Here is a 16,516-nt window from a genome sequence, read left to right on the forward strand (position 1 = left end):
CGATCTGTCGGGCAAACTGGCGTGTCTGTTCGGCGATATAGGCCGAGCCGTTGTCGCTCAGCCATTGCACCGGGGTGGCAGGCGGTTCTTCTCCGAAGCGTGTTTCCACCGTCTCCAGCATCAGATCCCGGATATCGTCGCCGCTGTATCCGGTCGGGCTGGCCACCCAGCCGATGGCTTCACGGTCACAGCAGTCCAGGGCAAAGGTCACGCTCAGCTTGGCGTCGTCATCACAACGAAACTCAAACCCGTCCGAGCACCACCGGGTATCGCTGGTGGCGACGGCGATGCGGCCTTCGTGGCGACGCGCCACGCCGGGTTGTTTAATCCGTCGCTCAAGCAGCAACTGATGATCGCGCATGACGCGATAGACTCGCTTGACGTTGATCGGCGCCTGACTTTGTTGTTCACGCCGGCGACGCAGCAAGCCCCACACGCGGCGGTAGCCGTAGCTGGGCAGCTCACTCACCTCAGCCTGAATTTCTTCCACCAAAGCGACATCGTCCAGTCTCGGACGACGCCTTTGAGGTCGTGCCGCTGGCTTGAGTCGAACCGTTAATTGCGAGCGCGCTACACCGAGACTTTCACTGATCAGTTTCACAGGTCGTCCCCCGGCAACAAGGGTGAGTGCGCAATCCATTTTCGCGACCGAGCAATCTCCACTGCTTCCTGGAGGATCTCGACCTGCATGGTTTTTTTGCCCAGCATGCGCTGTAGCTCGCGGATCTGCTTGAGCGCATCAGCCAGTTCGGAAGCAGGCACAACGCTCTCTCCAGCACTGACCGCAGAGAGACTGCCGCTCTGATAGAGCTTGCGCCACTGAAACAGCTGGTTGGCATTAACGCCATTCTGCCGAGCCACCACCGAGACGCTTTGCCCCGGTTGCAGGCTCTCGCGAACCATGGCCAGTTTTTGCTCTGGGCTCCAGCGGCGACGCCGCTCCTGACCCAACAGCTCCCCACCCTTATCGTTTCTATTAGTCATATACACAGTCGTTTGCCTATCCCTTATGTTAAGGGGGAAACGGTGTCCTGTCTTTCAGGGGGCTCATCCAGTTGTTTCTGTTAACGCTACAGCGCAGCCAAATGCGGAGAAAAGTAAAGTTGCAACACCTCAGGTGATTCAACCATCAACACATTCCCAGGCCGACCCCATTGTCGACCTCTTCCCTGGAGCGGCAGGATCACCTCAAACAGCGTTACCCCCTATCACCGCGCCGAGACAACCCTCTTATGACAGTTGGGATGTGTTGCGTCAGTACCCGCGTTATGAGGCGTTGCCGCCACCTTCGGCCTCAGAGCCGAAAGAGCCTGACGTCAAGAAAGAAATTAAAGACCCAGAGAAAGAACCCAAGGAGAAAACTGATGTTCAGTAAAAAATATTTTGCGCGATTGATGGTGTCTGCGTTCTTTAGCGCCCCCGTGGTGGCGATGGCAAGTTGGGATTCAGACTTGGTTGATCTGGGCAATAAGGTGCGCTTGGGGTTGTACGCTTTTGGCGGCACCCTTGCTCTTGGCACGCTTGTTTGGACTGGCATTCGCTGGTTGATCGCCCGGTCGAGTGGCAACCAGGACGTAACGTTTGTGGATTATCTCCAGCAGGGAGGTGTCGTCATGGCAGTGGGCGGCTCAATGGTTTTTGGCGCGGCAGCGTGGGAGATGTTTGGCTCTGGAAGCCCGATTTAAGGCTCGTATGAGGGAGGCCAGCTATGCTTGCAAAGAAGAAGTTGTTATTCGACAGTTATAACGCGATGTCACGGCCAGCCATGTATTGGGGCATTCCCATCATGCCCATGATTGCTTTGATTATGTGTAGTTTGCTTGTTTTCGGAATAGGCACGGCCATCTTTTCTTTGGTATGGGGCCTGATTTTCGCGTTTCCATTCGTAATCGGGCTGCTGGCCCTCCGTCTGATTACCTCGGTCGATGATCGTTACTTTCGACGCGTGCGGTTTGGGTTGCGCCGTCTACGACTCAACCTGAAGTATGGGAAACAATTGTTGCTCACCCCCTTTAATCCAAAGTGGAGCCAGTATTATGGCAGGCGCTATTCACAAAAACGTTATGCCTCCAGAGACATTGGTGCCTCTGATGCGTTATCACGTTCACGAACACATGGTGTCGCTTCCGGGAAATCGTCTGGTTAGCATTATTCGGCTTAAGGGGATTTCTCACGAAACGCGCAGTGATGAAGAACTGGAGCGTTTTTATTTTCAACTGAATCGCTATTTTGTTGCCATCGGTAAAAAAGAAGGCAAGAACTTGATGTTACAGGCTTATGTGACTAAGTCGGGGATTGAGTTAAATACGAGTTATCAGCTCAGTTTGCCGGCGTTGCAGGACTTGGTGGATGCCTACACTGCACCGTTTCGAAACGGCTCTTTTCGCCAGGTAGGGTACACACTGGCGTTGATCCTCAAATATCGTGACCTCGACGATGGGATCAAGGCAATGCAGGAACTGCTGATCATCTCTTCGACCATGCTAGCCACATACGACATGGCCATCATGGGGATGGAAGAGAATACTCACGGTGCGCTCTATTCGCAGATTGGTCGCTTCTACAGTCATCTGATCAATGGGCATGAGCAGGATGTGCTTCTGAGCGACACGCGCCTAGGTGAGGCCGTCATCGACAGCGTGACGAACTTTAGCGAGTACGATTTCATCGAAACCTGCCCAGTGCACCACCGCCGATACAACCTACCAGGTCGTCGTCTTACGTACGGCCTCCGGTGCCTGGTGCTGCTTCCACAGCGCCGCCTTCAGCGGTTGCGGTTGTTCCACCGAAAGCGGCCGCACCTGTTGCAACGTCAGCTCCGACATCCCTTAGCCCATGGGGCACGCCACCCGCTCCGATCGTCTCGGCGGTACGCTACATCGACAGCAGTAAAGCCATCCTTCATCAAGCTGAAACCGGCCTGCAGAAGCTCACATCAAGCGTTCACACACCGCAGCGGGTGGCCACTGCGGATGAGAGCGCGGAAATGGAGGTGAAGCCGATCGTACCGGAGCAGGACGAGCCGGAAGAAGATTACGGCCCTGAAATGAACTGATTTGTACATGACGCTTCCCCGCGAGGGGGAGTGTCTGGCGGTTGTTTGGAGAATCAGAGTGAGAGCAGAAGATTTTCAGGTTCAGCGGGAGCTGATCAAGGCTGGTTATAGCGGGAGCGCAGTTGAATGTCGTGGCACCCTGCATGAAACCTTGGGGCAGATGTTGCGGGACGATCCGGAGAGCGCTGATTTCGTTGACCGGTTGCGCACGCTGTTAAGCATCGCGAATCGCCTTGATGAGCAAGCCGAGCTGGACCAAGCGAGAACTGAACACTGCGGGGTGAAGGCATGTCCCGAGTGCGGACATCGCCCGGACATCGGCTACCTGGTCAATTCAGGCGAAGAGATTTATGTGTCATGTATGAACCATGGGGGCGAGGCCATCGCCTGCGGCGCTACCACGCTTAGTGAAGCTATTGCAAAGTGGAATCGCGATGACTGGCTTCCCCCCCAAGGAGAGCGAGTCCTGTTTGAGCTTTAGACCATGACACGTTAGGAACAATGCGTGGGCTCGATCATAGGCAAATCAAACCCTCGTGAGTGCTGTGGAGAGATTTCGGAAGGTCATTGCTTTTGATACAGCTACATTGCGCTATTTCGCATTCACGCATATAGTAACTTATGCGAATTAGTGCGGTAAGCAAGATCGAGGATGTCCCCGATGATAGAAACCCCAGATAAACCAAGGCGCGGCGCCGGCCGAGTGGCGTTTTTAGCTCACGCCGAAGACTTCCGAAAGCTGGTAGAGGCAGGGCATCCGCTATTGGCCATCTATGAGCGTCATCAGGGCCTGTTAGGCATCAGCTATAGCCAGTTTGCCCGGTATGTAGCCCGGTACATCCGCAGTCCAAGTCCCGAGCAAAAAGCCAAATAGCTTCCCAGCAGGCTGGATACTATCCAGTTGCTTAGAAATAAAACTTTTATGAGTTGAGCAAAAAATGAAGTAACCCAAATGGCAGAAACCAAAAAGCCCCGCTGGCCGGCGGGGCTTTTTGGAAAATCGAGACAGGTTCAAACCTTGAGGAAGGGGAACACCTGTTCACAACACAACTAGGTGAGCCAATTATGGCTGGCACTGCGGCTTCCTGCAAGCTGCAAAATGTCAACATAATGAGCTTGCCGCCGAAAGGCGTTGAAAATGGAATTAGCATTCAATGCGGGGCGGCCTGTGCTGCGCAGCACCCCGAATTACAAGGTACGCAGACGCTATCCCGCCATGCCTCCCTTTCCGAACGGTTATAACAGTCGTGTCGGTGAGGCAGGATGAGCAAGTTAAGAGCGGTAAAGCTCCCCCCCTCAAACCCTCATTCCGCGCTCTATCGGTCCGCCAGGCAAATGCCTGCGCGTCGAGCGGCGCCGCGTTACCTCAGCGAACAACAGCTCAAAAATCCGCTTCTGCGGGCGGCCCATCAACGTCTGGGCAACCTGGTCAGCCTGCGCGGCCAATACCTTCGGCGCCTGGACACCGTGAATGGTGACCGTCGTACCCGGCTGGAGAAGTTCGTCGCGATTGAGCGCATCGCCGAGCAGATGTTGGTGCGCCTGGACTTGGCCACCGGCGTACTGGGTTTTATCGATGCGGACAACGGCCGTTTTGTCCTCAATACCCAACGTGGCATTGCCGAAGATTCGGGCGTGTCTGAGGCGGTGTTGAGCCGTCTGTTTGCGACCTTGGACAGTGCCGGCTACATCTATCGGCGGATCGAGCGGATTCGCCTCGATGAGGTGGATAACAACGGTCTTCACCTGGTGCGCACACGGGTACTGGTGCGCTTCACCAAGCTGTTTTGGGCTGATCTGGGCCTGAGCTACGTATACGAACGGGTGCAGAACGCGGCCAGAAAACGGCGAGAGAGCGAGTTGCGCGAGATTGGCCAGCGCAAGCTGGCGGACATGGAGCGGCACTCGCTGGAACTGCAACGGCGTGAGTTGTCGCGGCAACGCTGGCAGGCCAAGGAAAGGCGAATCGCTGCGCCGGCTCCGGTAGAGCCGTCTCCCCAGCAGAGATCAGAGCCTCCCGCTGCGGTGGTCAAAAAAGCCTCGGGCAATGATGTCCTGGCCGCCCTGAACAGACTGATGGCGAACAAGCCAGGCCGGTAACGGCTAACCCCCTCCCTTTTTTTTGCATCCACTCGCGTGGAGGCATTGTTGCGCCTGTGATTTGGGAATCGCACAAAAGCAACCATTTTTGGCGTCATGGAACCCTAAAAACGCCGGCGCAAAGCGCGTTCATCCGAGCGCGCATGGATCAGTGGCGAGAGCTTGTAAATAAATGGAATTTTATACCCCGGTCAGCTATCCCCTTCGGGTAAAAAAAGGGGCTTTCGAGGTGGAAACCCCCTCGTAGAGCAACAATGCTCGCGCAAGTCGTGCCTACGGCACGGCGCGGCATCGGGGGCTACTCGCCCCCTACCCCAGGCAGGAGCCTGCGGCCCCTGCACCCGCAACACAACAACAATACCTTCCGACCGTGAAACAGCCTGTCTAAGCGGCCCAGGGCGATAAAGCCGCCCTGCCCTGGCCTACGGCCACCCTGCGGGCGCTAAGACCCGGATAAATCGTCCGCGAACGGCAAGCCGCTCGCCGACTCAACCGGGCGCGTGTGCGCGCAGGCTTATTGGGGATTGATTAACACTAAAGTCCGTCAGGTGCCTTCGGTGAAGGCATCGATTTTGAAATTGGGCCGCACCCACGGGTATTGATGATTGCGAAAAAACTGTTTTTTACTGCGTGGCCTACGCTGAAGGAAAACGGCGGTTATCACTGAAGGCCTGTTATGTCGGTCACCTATCTACCACTGGAGCGTTGGAACAAACGTTGGAAACTCGACGGCCAGCACGTGCGCTGTCGACATTGCTGGGCTCTGCAACACCTTAACGACCTCGGGCCTTTTCGTCATCGACCCCATTGCGTGGCGCATTGGGAAACACCTAACTACCCGGCGTATGAACTGGAGAAACACCTGAAACAGAAAATACACTTGGGCTTGTCGTGACTATCCCCCATTTAATCGGCACTAAAAAACGCCGCCAAAGCCACCGCATGCCTTTGCGGGGGTTAACCAGCCTTGCAGCGATGCGCCCTTTACCTCGGACTTGCCGCACTCCCTAAGCTGCGGCCTCGGCTTGCGCTCTTGCAACGGGCTTTTCCCGGTTGATTGACCTACGCGCGCGCATCTTCGGACAAATGCCGCAAAAGTCATTTCCTTGTTAGGCCTCAGTTCCCCGCTCAGAATCATCACTGATCAATTCTGGGGAATCGCAAGCCTGAGATTTCCGTAAATAAAAAGCACGTTCTCGGTATCGCCTACGGCCAAAAGCTCGCGCAGATCGCCGAAACCCATTGAAGTTCTGACAGAGCTTCACTCAATCTTGATGTACGGAAAATTGCCCTTGATGAACTTCCACTTTCCGATCAGAAAAACTGACGGAACTCCGTTCACGGATGCCAACGAACTTTTCCAGACCCTCGAAAACGAAACGTCAGGGCATTACCTGATGGGGGCTTACAAGTTTTGGCATGGCGGCATTCATATTTCTGACCAAAGCGCACCGCAATGCGTCGCGAACGATACGTTGCGCTGCATGGCCGATGGCGAGGTTGTGGCGTACCGGCTCAATAACGACTATCGGCACACGTCCTTCGGTGAGGGGGGGCAGAAACTCAAATATTCCAACTCGTTCTGTCTGGTGCGGCATGAATACGCCTCAGAGCCCAATTCGGAAGAAGGAGCCAACTACGGTAAACGCAACCCCCTGACGTTTTACAGCCTGTACATGCACTTGCTGCCCTACAGCGGCTATCAGCTGCCTGAGCGGGTCAGGCCAGATTATTGGCAGGGCAAGGTCAAAGCGACGGCGATTAAGAGATTGCCGTTGTATGGCGCTCCCGTTAACCCTATTGATGGGCAATCTACGGGTGTGCGAAAAGGAAACGCGGAGCTGTGCATCAGCAGCGTGATTGAGTTCGACAGCCGCAAGGTGCTGACCTTGATGATAGATAATCAGCGGCGACGCATGGCCGAATGTACGCTGGTCAGCGGCGGATGCTGGGGGCAGGAGCCGGTGCCCGCGACGTTTTGGACGATTGTCGAGAACGAAACACCAAACAAACTTGTGGCATGGGGCCCGGTCACACCGAGCGCCTTCGATGAGGTCATTTCTACTAGCGTTCCCATCAAGGCAGGCGACCCCATTGGCTACCTGGGCAACGTCGAGAACCTCACCAACGAAGAAGGGGGGACCGAAAGCGCGCATCAGGTGCACCTTGAACTCTTTGCCACAGACGCCGATGTGAAGGACTTCCTGCAAAACGCGGCCGGATTAAAGACCGGCAAGCAGTTCCTGCATTTGCCCAGCGCCACGGTACTCAAGAAAAAAGCACCGGCTATGGGCTCGGTGAAGCTGCGTCAAAAGCACGTGATCGATTTAAGCGCCGTGCCGGTCGTACAGGACGGCGGTGAGGAGTGCTACGACGTCAGCGTGGTGGAGCGGGAAAAACCGGTCTCCGGGCTGCTGAAGAAAACCGATGCCGACATCATCAGCCAGCACGACCGGGAAAAACTCGGCTTCCAGATTGTGGCGGAGAGCAACGCCATGGCCGATGGCTTTGTTGACCCTGACGACATGCCGCAGTTCTTTAGGGATCTTTTTGCCAGCATCGACACCAACGGCAATAGAACCTTGGAACCGGACGAGCTCAAGTCAGCCTTGATGAACCCGGCCACGCGGGATCAGTGGACGCGACTAGTCGCGCATCATCCGACCGAGTGGAAAGAAAAAGCCGGTTCGCCCAAGTGGAGCCGACTGGATCAGTTGTTCCCGACCATCCCGAAAACGGTAAAACATGAAAAGCAAAGGATCGATAATTTCGTGTTTTGGGATGAGCTCTCCGGTAGCGCGCAGATGGCCTCCGGCTTGATTTATCATTTTCATCCGATTGCGTTTGTCGAAAGCATGATGGGCCCTGATCGTGCAGCCGCTCGTGAGGCGATTATCCAAAAGGTCCAATCGTTAGGACACACCTTCACGGAGCGTTCAGGATGGGGCGCCGTGCAAGGGAAGCCAAATATGGTAGAGGACTGGGATTACAGCATGATCGCGTTACACCATGCTGGCCGGTCATCTGTATGTACGCCAAGGGGCGACAAGCAGATGCTGGACGTTCAAGCCTACCACATGGCTAAAGGCTTTGATGACATTGGCTACCACTACGGGATCGCCTGTGACGGCACCGTGCTGGAAGGGCGTGATATTCGGTTGCGAGCCTCAAGTGTGAGAGGGTTCAACACCGGCGTTATTGGCATCGTGCTTCTGGAAAATCTGACCACAGCAGAAGAGGGGGGGGACGTCGTTGCTAAATGGCGTGAAACACTTGAACTCTATGGCTCCAACACAACGAACGTCATACCTGCTATACAAATCGACGCTTTGCTGCACCTGGTGGAGGCCTTGAAAAGTGTTTTTGTCATCGAGCGGTTCGGTGGGCACCGAGAATTCCCAGGTCAGGACAAAGATGGAAAAATTTGCCCAGGAAACATTGGTATGGAACTGGTGAGAAATATTCGTACTCAAACGCAGCTGCTGCCACCACCTGGGACCATCGCAGAATGAAGTACTTAGTTTCAGTGGGGGTCTTGTTCTTGCTGGTGATACTAAACGTTGGCTATTACGAGGAGCACTCTGAGCATGAAACATATACCATTTTTTTTGTAAAAAAGACGCCTACGTTCAGAGTTAAATTTTTCAACATTCATGCCAATGACGGAGACTATCGGCGTATAGAGACATTGAGCGATGAACGACGACAGAAAATCAAGGATTACTGCAAGTACAGATTGGGCATTGAAACAGAGGTGACAACACAGGCCGACATTGTGATGTGCGCCAAGTTGTAGGTGCGTTGTTCGAGGCCAACAAAAAGCCCCTTAGGGGCTTTTTTCAATGAGGCATAGATTCCCGGCAATCGCGGGTTACTTCTGAAGCCAGCTCTCAACCGTGTCAGCGCCGTACTGTTGCTTCCAGGCCTTCAGTTGCGTGTGGTTTCCCCCTTTTGTTTCAATGACTTCGCCTGATTCGGGATTGCGGTAAACCTTGACTGTGCGTGCTTTTCGGGTAGAAACCACGCCTGCTGCCGGTGCTGCTCGGTGAGGGTCCAGAATCTTGATGATGTCAGGCAGGCTTTTACTGTATTGACCCATCAAGGCCCCAATAGCTCTTCAAACTCCATTTCTTTGAGCAAGGCTGGGTTGTCACTCAGTGAGTCAAGGCGCGATTGAAGCTCTTTAATTGCCTGTTCTGTGGCACGATATTCATTGATTAATGACATAGCGACTCCATGGTGGAAAAAATTTAATTAAGGTGGAATTGAAAATACCAAAGACTCAACATTGTAACATTTATATGTAGAGTTACAATTTTTTGTCGTTCACAATTGGTGGAAGTTGGACGAAAACATATTCAATCGATCATGGCGTGTCATGTACTTCTGGCATTCCATTCGCAGTACGGTGCCCCAACCCTGGGTTGGATGTTTCCAAGGGGGTGGATTCAGCTTTTTTGCGAATCCTCAGAATGGTTTGCCGGGTAGTCCCAAAGTCTCTGGCCAGTTGTGATACCGATACTTGTTTGGCCAGCTGCTCCACTACTTCGGCTTGTTTTTTGGCGGACAAGGCTTCGCGTCGGCCGGTTTTGATGCCATTAGCGCGACTGCGTGCCAGGCCTGCATGGGTACGTTCAATCAACAGATCCCGTTCAAACTCGGGGTTTGGGGAGCAATGGAACCAAAAACCAACGTAAGGCCTGAGTGAGTAGATTGCATCGCAGCTGACCGCCCAATTGGATTGCCACTGAACAGCTCATTGCACCTGGCTTGTCCAAGGCACGCCGAAGAGACGACCGTCAGAGAAAGGAAAGCAGCCGGTGGCCGGAGCGATGGCAAATGAGTAGCTATGCTTGATTTGCTGCCGGAGCTGATTGGGTAGATTGGGCGTTCCGTCCATGGTGTATAACTCCTTTCAGAGTTCCCCGTACTACCACATTGCCCGGCTTAGACAGGCGTGGACGAGGGAACGAGTGGAATTTATCCACCAAGCCCGTGAAGGCGTTATCACCCCTCTTGATGCCTATTTAGAGTTTGGACCTCATGAACAGAACGCTGAGAATTGCGCCTATCACCGAATGGATGTTAGGGCCAGGGATAACTTCTCGGCACTCATGTCTTCTGGACGTGCCCCCACCAGACCAGTTACTTGCCAAAGTTATTGAGGAGGCTTCCCGTTCAGCGAAGATCGGTCGTATTCGACTGTGCTGGCAAGAAGCAGACGAATGCCAAGGTTACTTTAGGCTTGTGGCCCGGGTGCCCTTGGAACAGGAAGCCACGTTTGATCAATTCTTTAACGGTCGTTCGGGTTACCGAGCCCAGTACTACCTCTCGCCAGAAGAAGGCGTCCTTTACAACCGGGATGTCCTGCAGGGGTTAAAGGACGCACTGAGTAGCGCTTATCACCAACAGCCCCTTACAGAGTCACTGGAAGTAGTGCTCCGAACTATCGATGGTCCCCATGCAAAAGTCTGGCTGTTCGACGAACTCGCAGCCTTCGACAGCTCGCCAGCTAATTCCCTCAATCCGCAGCGGTGGATATACAACGGCGCTAACCGTGGACGCCGGACTCCGCTGCCGTCGCACTTGACACTGGACGTAAAGGGCACATTTATCGTGCCACTTACGGGAGAGTTGTTCGTTGATCCGTGCAAGATCGACAGGGCATGCGATTTGTTTCGGAAGGGATATACATGAGGTCAACAATCGCATCCGGGCGACTGATTTCCCTTCGGTTCTCTGCGAAAAATCCGCGGCAGAAGCAGATGTTAGGTCATAACAGTTGAGGGTTCTGCATGGGCTGGTCCAACGCATCAATTCGCCTCGATCTCTCCGAACCACGATTCATTGCCGATCTGCGTAATGAGGGAGAGTCCAGAAGACTCATATTCCAGGCGAGGCCTTCGGAAGGTCAGTTCTTGATCCCCACTCGCTTCGAAAACCCTGGTTCAGGTCCCTGGCCGCTCTACGATTTCGGCCTCAAGTATGTAGAGGAAGGGAAGGTCCACATATGGGATGGACCTTCGGAAATAGGGCATCTCGGATACATCGTCTATATACCCCCTTGGGAAGATCAGCCTCACCGTTTTGAGCTGCAAATTTGGGTATCCCGAGAAACTTTTCAGTTATTACTGGATGTCTATCCAAGCCAGATGGATTACCAATTGGGCTTTACTTTTGCCCCAAAGGGCCAAGACATTGTGGATGATTTCTATGATGAGTTTTCCAAACATCGCCTTACGGCTTGGAATGCTGAAGCTGAAAACCAGATCCTTGCTGAGCAGGTGACAATCCAAGTCGGGAAGGAACCATTAACTCATAACGATCGCTCGGACGAAGTGCGTACGGCATCTGAAGTTGCACCTCCACCAAATTATGCCGAAACCGCCGAGCTCATTTCCAAGGTTGCCGAACTCAAGAAGATTGGGGGCTGGGTTGTCGCTTTGATGTGCACTATCCTGGCCGTCCTCCTCTTCTCCAGACAGTAATTAAACTACCAGTGCCGTGCTAGCCGAGCCTGCTGCGCGTGGGTGTTGCCCGTAGTGCATGGATGGATCACCGATCATCATCGGGATTGCGCAACGGCCGCAACTCGCCTCGGGCGACCTCTTCCGGTACCGCGAAGGAGTACCGTCCCAGCATATTGATGTGCTCGAAGATCAGCGGCGACAGCCGAGCCAGATCTTCGTCCAGCACCGGGTAGCCGTGCTGCTTTAGCCGTTCCACGGCCGCCGTCATGTAGAGGGTGTTCCACAGCACGATGATGTTCACCACCAGGCCCAGGGCACCTAGTTGATCCTCCTGACCTTCGCGGTAGCGCTGGCGAAGCTCGCCGCGTTTGCCATGGAACACGGCGCGGGCCAGGCTGTGCCGGCCTTCGCCGCGATTCAGTTGGGTCAAGGTAGCGCGGCGCTTGGACTCGTCATCGATGTAGGTCAGCGTGTGCAACGTTTTCTCGATCCGCCCGAACTCGGCCAGCGCCTGGGCCAGGCGGGTCGGACGATCCCCCGTTTGCAGCGTGCGCATGATGCCGGTCGCCGGTACTCGACCGAGCTTGAGTGAGCCCGCCAGACGCAGCAGGTCATCCCAGTGTTCGGCGATCAGCTCGAGCTTGACTGACTGGCGGGCAAGCCCGTTGAGCTTGCCATAGTCCGCTTCTGGACGTGTGCGCCAGAAACGGGTACCGCCGACATCGGCCAGACGCGGACAGAAGTGATAACCGAGCAGACGGAACAGCCCGAACACCACATCACTGTAGGCACCGGTATCAGTCATGATTTGTGTGGGCTGCAACTCGGTCTGTTGTTCCAGCATGACCGCGAGCAATACCAGGCTGTCGCGCAGGGTGCCGGGCACCGTGATGGCGTTAAGACCGGAAAACTGGTCGGATATCAGGTTGTACCAGGTGACGCCCCGGGCGGTACCGAAATATTTCGGGTTGGGACCAGCATGCACGGTACGTACCGGCACGACAAAACGCATGCCATCGGCGGAGGCCACCTCACCACCGCCCCAGATCTGAGCCAGTTCCAGTTGGCTCTGCGCAGCCACCAAAATGGCATTGGCTGCTGACAGGGTGTCGTCACGGAGGTAGTTCTGGCCCACCCAGGACAGCCGGTCACGGCGCAGCGCTTGGTTGTCGTTGCGAATCAATGGCTCCAGGCCGGTGTTACAGGCTCCTCCCAAGAGCACTGCGCACAGACTCGTCACTAGGTTATCGGCCCGTGCATTGCGTTCGGACACATGGGTGAAGGCCTCAGCGAAACCGGTACGAGCGGCGATTTCCAATAGGATTTCCGGCAAATCGACACGTGGCATTAAGTCGGCCACGGCTGCACGCAGTTGCAGCAGCGAGTTGGGTTCTTCCAGCTTCTCCAACGCTCCGAGGGACAGCTCGGTTTTGCCCTCTGTATTTTCGCTCAACTGGATCGCAGGATTGTCGGGCAGGCGAACCGCGACTGCGTGCCAAGTCGCATCCAGCTCGGCAGACAAGGCGTCCAAGGTGGTTTTGGCGTCCATGGTCAAGCCCAGTGAGCGACAGATGATCGGTCGCGCCGACAGCCATTCAGCACCATCGAGCAAGCCGATACGCGGGTCGGCATAACGCCAACTGGGTGAAACAAAGACATCGCGGCGGCGTAGGGCGGTGCGCAGTGCATCGAGCGTGCAGAATACATAGGCGCCCATGTCGAGGGAGCCATCTTCGCGGGTGATGTGTTTCTGCCAAGCTTTGGCCACGATCTCCTGCGGCGCGTCATCCTCCGGTTTTCTACGAGGCAGGTTTAGTTGCAACCAGTCCAGACTGGCCGCCACTCCCTTGCCAGCGGGGCTGAAACCGAAGCGAATATGTTTCAATAAATCAGGAAGAAAACGGCGCACGCTGCGGTAGCGATCCTCCAGCGCGAGGTAAAATACATCGTTGGCCGGACGGATCAACGCATTGACCTCTTCCAGGGCTTTCTCCAGCGTGACACGTGGCAGGTCGTTGAACAGCCGGGCACGGACGTTGTCATCGCTGATCGTGCTATCCAGCACGACCGTGCACGCAGCGGCGAGCATTGCCGCCGAGCGATCCAGGTCTTTTAGACTACGTAACCGAGCCTTCTTGTCAGCCTTCTCCGCTCTGTTGAAGAGATCACGCAGTAGCGCCTCCAGAATTTCCAGAGCATCGTCATGCGCACTGGCTTCCAAGGAAACCGCGAATGCCACCAGCGTCGCCAACCGGCGCGACGCCGGCAGTCGATTGATGGCCGTGACCTTGGCGGTGTTGGCAAAGCGGGCCAAGGCTGCAATGCGGCTGGGTGGGATATGTGCAGCTGGCGGCAAGGCGATTCCCAACCCGCGCACATCATCCAGCCGACGCAACGCCCGAACCAGTGCGGGGCCACTGACCATCACCGGGCCGGAGCGTAGTTGATCCAGCTGGGAACTGCGGTTGCCTTCGGTCACCAGAAGCAAGTCCTGAAGCTGTTGCCGTTGCGCCTCGTTCAAGCTGCGACCCAAGGTGTACCAGAGGCGCTCTTCAACCCGGCTGCGCAGTTGGGCAATGAAACGCTCTAACTGGGAAACTCCTGGCAATAGGACTTTCTGTGTGAGCAGCCATGAGGTAGCTCGTTCAAACAGCACGCCAGGACGATCAGTGCCCGTCCAGCAGAGGGCATACAGCCATCGGCTCAAACGAAAGCCGATACCAGGGTCAGTAAAATGACGATAGCCATAGCGCTCTTGAATATCGGCCGCATGTATCCAGCGACGATGATCACTATAACGTGAAAGACAGTCAGGGGCAGAGATCACCAATTGCCGACAAAGTACATGCAGGACTTCCACCGGCACAGCCGCGGGCTTGTCCGGCAGACCACCGACGAAACGGACGGTGGTCAGCAGAACGGCATAGCCCAGGCGGTTATGGTTACCCCGCAGCACCTGGATGGCTTCACGGTCTTCATCGCTCAGGTGGAAGTAACGCTCCAGCTCTTCACGGCTGGGCGGATCGACATAGCGACCAAAGCCGTCGCGTTGCTCCTGAGTCAGAAAACCAACCGGCATCGATCACAGTACCTCGGCGCAGAACACGGCGGGGGTAACAATCCGCGTGCGTTCGATATGCCCGCGCTGCAAGAGGCCAGCGCGGCGATCACCGGTTACCAGGTAGTCCGCATTACCCGCCAAGGCCATGGCCAGCAGAAAGGAGTCATCCGGATCATCGGCTTCAATCTCGATGGTCAAGCGCTCCAGCACCATCGCCCGTTGCAGGTTATTGATCATGGCCCCCACTTTGGCAGGCTGAAGGATGGCCTGAAGCTTGGGGTAACGACTGGCACGACGAATTTCATCGAGCTGTGCTCGTGAGGTCACAACCTCGAAACGGGCCGCACGCCAGGCCCGATAGATTGCATCAGGAGCACCATGTGGTGAGATCAGCGCACTGAACAGGATGTTGGTATCCAATACAACCCGCATCAGCGCTTACGTGCCCAGTCGAGTGCTTCTTCAACTGCTTCGGTCAGTTCTGCCTCACTCAGATGGGCATTGGAAGCCTTGGCCTGTTCGGCGCTCAGTTCCAGGATGTGTGCCCGCACCGCTTCTTCGATGAAGCGCGAGAGGTCACCCTTACGGCCACCGCCTTGGCTGGCCAGAAACATACGAAGCGATTGGTCGGTGTCGGTGGAGACGGCGACGTTCCAGCGAGTGGTGTTCATGACTTTTTCCAATGATGAGTGTTTGTGTGTTTATACACCTGCTCCTTGCTGCGCCGCAATAGTTCGATAAAACCCTCGTTTTATAGAACTTTAACGGAAGACCTGCCCAACTCCGAGTTAGGCCTCATTGTGGTTTCAAATACTGGTATCGTTAATCAAGGTTCTATTTTCAATCTATGAGTTGAGTAAACGGTACTTTTGATGAAAATTGGCTATGCACGGGTGAGTACTCGGGATCAGAACGCAGACCTCCAGATCGATGCTCTGAAAAAGGCAGGGTGCGAGCGGATCTATCAAGACGTTGCCAGCGGCTCAAAAAGCGCACGTCCGGAACTGGATAAATTATTGGTTCATGTACGGGCCGGAGATGCCGTAGTGATTTGGAAGCTGGATCGTCTGGGACGCTCGCTCAAGCACCTGGTCGAACTGGTCGGTGAATTGGCCGCTCGTAACGTTGGACTGCAAAGTTTGAATGACCCCATCGACACCACTCACGCACAAGGCCGCTTTGTGTTCAACCTGTTCGCTTCGCTGGCAGAGTTCGAGCGCGAATTGATCCGTGAGCGCACACAAGCAGGCTTGTCCGCTGCACGGTCACGTGGTCGAGTCGGTGGCCGTCCGAAGGGGCTGCCCGCTCAAGCGGAAGCGACGGCTATGGCCGCAGAAACGCTGTACCGAGAGGGTCGGCTAAGCGTGAGCGCCATTGGCAAGAGACTGCACATTTCCAAAAGCACGCTTTACCGCTACCTCCGGCATCGCGGCATAACGATCGGCGCATCTGCAAAAATCTCCCAGCATCTTGGCATAACAGCCCCACCGGTAGTGGACGATGCCGAACGGATCGCGACGGTCATATTGCGTCTGGCCGTCGAGAACAACAGTAAGTTCGTGCGTGGCAAAAAGCGGGCAAAGGAGAACATCGAGCGTTACTGCCTGGAACCCTATGGCATGAAGCCGCTGGAGTCGGGCAACTACGCGCTGAGCATCCCATATCGCAACGATGAGGCACTGGATAAGACGGTACATGATCTGCTGACCGAGATCAGCCAAGAGGCCGAGATGCGTAATTGCTTTATCGAGGCGGATGCCTGGGAAAAAGGCTCTGAACGGCGGTGGTAGGGCTTACGTTGGTTTTTGGTTCCATTGCTCCCCAAACCCC

General features: G+C 55.3%; 12 protein-coding genes and 3 pseudogenes. 9 read left to right on the forward strand and 6 right to left on the reverse strand.

The window, feature by feature from the left end:
* Positions 1-984 (reverse strand): annotated as a pseudogene (locus ACIQVE_RS27485) (IS3 family transposase); the annotation flags it as partial.
* A gap of 380 nt (positions 985-1,364) precedes the next feature.
* Between ACIQVE_RS27485 and ACIQVE_RS27490 the strand changes: the two are divergent.
* The 7 genes and pseudogenes from ACIQVE_RS27490 (at position 1,365) to ACIQVE_RS27520 (ending at position 8,667) form a co-directional block, all read left to right on the forward strand.
* Positions 1,365-1,685 carry a type IV secretion system protein VirB2 gene (locus ACIQVE_RS27490; RefSeq protein ID WP_402814662.1) on the forward strand — a complete coding sequence of 107 codons (321 nt, stop codon included), beginning with the start codon at positions 1,365-1,367 and terminating at the stop codon, positions 1,683-1,685.
* Positions 1,686-1,708: 23 nt separating this feature from the next.
* Positions 1,709-2,146, forward strand: coding sequence for a VirB3 family type IV secretion system protein (locus ACIQVE_RS27495; protein WP_402814665.1), 438 nt, complete (start codon positions 1,709-1,711; stop codon positions 2,144-2,146).
* Positions 2,037-2,681: pseudogene (locus tag ACIQVE_RS27500) on the forward strand (conjugal transfer protein); the annotation flags it as partial. The gene ACIQVE_RS27495 and the pseudogene ACIQVE_RS27500, both read left to right, overlap by 110 nt.
* A 432-nt stretch (positions 2,682-3,113) precedes the next feature.
* Positions 3,114-3,536 (forward strand): hypothetical protein, encoded by a 423-nt coding sequence (locus ACIQVE_RS27505; RefSeq protein WP_402814667.1) that lies wholly within the window; start codon positions 3,114-3,116, stop codon positions 3,534-3,536.
* Positions 3,537-3,716: 180 nt separating this feature from the next.
* On the forward strand, positions 3,717-3,929 hold the full coding sequence (locus ACIQVE_RS27510; protein WP_402814670.1) for a TraK family protein: 213 nt from the start codon (positions 3,717-3,719) through the stop codon (positions 3,927-3,929).
* Positions 3,930-4,390: 461 nt separating this feature from the next.
* Positions 4,391-5,155 carry a hypothetical protein gene (locus ACIQVE_RS27515; RefSeq protein WP_402814673.1) on the forward strand — a complete coding sequence of 255 codons (765 nt, stop codon included), beginning with the start codon at positions 4,391-4,393 and terminating at the stop codon, positions 5,153-5,155.
* A gap of 1,295 nt (positions 5,156-6,450) precedes the next feature.
* The gene (locus ACIQVE_RS27520; RefSeq protein ID WP_402814676.1) at positions 6,451-8,667 is read left to right on the forward strand and encodes an N-acetylmuramoyl-L-alanine amidase; all 2,217 of its coding nucleotides are present in this window, start codon (positions 6,451-6,453) and stop codon (positions 8,665-8,667) included.
* Positions 8,668-9,026: 359 nt separating this feature from the next.
* On the opposite strand, the pseudogene ACIQVE_RS27525 reads toward ACIQVE_RS27520, so the two are convergent.
* Positions 9,027-9,382: pseudogene (locus tag ACIQVE_RS27525) on the reverse strand (histone-like nucleoid-structuring protein, MvaT/MvaU family).
* 139 nt (positions 9,383-9,521) lie between these two features.
* Positions 9,522-9,797, reverse strand: coding sequence for a helix-turn-helix domain-containing protein (locus ACIQVE_RS27530; RefSeq protein WP_402814679.1), 276 nt, complete (start codon positions 9,795-9,797; stop codon positions 9,522-9,524).
* A 1,153-nt stretch (positions 9,798-10,950) separates the two neighbouring features.
* Here ACIQVE_RS27530 and ACIQVE_RS27535 point away from each other — a divergent pair.
* A complete protein-coding gene (locus ACIQVE_RS27535) occupies positions 10,951-11,643 on the forward strand; it encodes a hypothetical protein (protein ID WP_402814681.1) in 693 nt (230 codons plus the stop codon).
* Positions 11,644-11,710: 67 nt separating this feature from the next.
* Here the strand turns inward: ACIQVE_RS27535 and ACIQVE_RS27540 are convergent, their stop codons facing one another.
* From ACIQVE_RS27540 to ACIQVE_RS27550, 3 genes are read right to left on the reverse strand one after another with little or no spacing between them, the layout of a single operon-like run.
* The gene (locus ACIQVE_RS27540) at positions 11,711-14,704 is read right to left on the reverse strand and encodes a Tn3 family transposase (RefSeq protein ID WP_402814684.1); all 2,994 of its coding nucleotides are present in this window, start codon (positions 14,702-14,704) and stop codon (positions 11,711-11,713) included.
* A gap of 3 nt (positions 14,705-14,707) precedes the next feature.
* Complete coding sequence (locus tag ACIQVE_RS27545; RefSeq protein ID WP_402814686.1) at positions 14,708-15,118, reverse strand: putative toxin-antitoxin system toxin component, PIN family; 411 nt, start codon at positions 15,116-15,118, stop codon at positions 14,708-14,710.
* A complete protein-coding gene (locus ACIQVE_RS27550; protein ID WP_008371006.1) occupies positions 15,118-15,357 on the reverse strand; it encodes a ribbon-helix-helix domain-containing protein in 240 nt (79 codons plus the stop codon). Before ACIQVE_RS27550 ends, ACIQVE_RS27545 begins: the two co-directional genes overlap by 1 nt.
* A 201-nt stretch (positions 15,358-15,558) precedes the next feature.
* Between ACIQVE_RS27550 and ACIQVE_RS27555 the strand changes: the two genes are divergently transcribed.
* The gene (locus tag ACIQVE_RS27555; protein WP_402814691.1) at positions 15,559-16,476 is read left to right on the forward strand and encodes a recombinase family protein; all 918 of its coding nucleotides are present in this window, start codon (positions 15,559-15,561) and stop codon (positions 16,474-16,476) included.
* Positions 16,477-16,516 lie beyond the last annotated feature (40 nt).

This window comes from Pseudomonas sp. NPDC098747 (assembly GCF_044760045.1).
In the GTDB taxonomy this organism is placed as follows: domain Bacteria; phylum Pseudomonadota; class Gammaproteobacteria; order Pseudomonadales; family Pseudomonadaceae; genus Aquipseudomonas.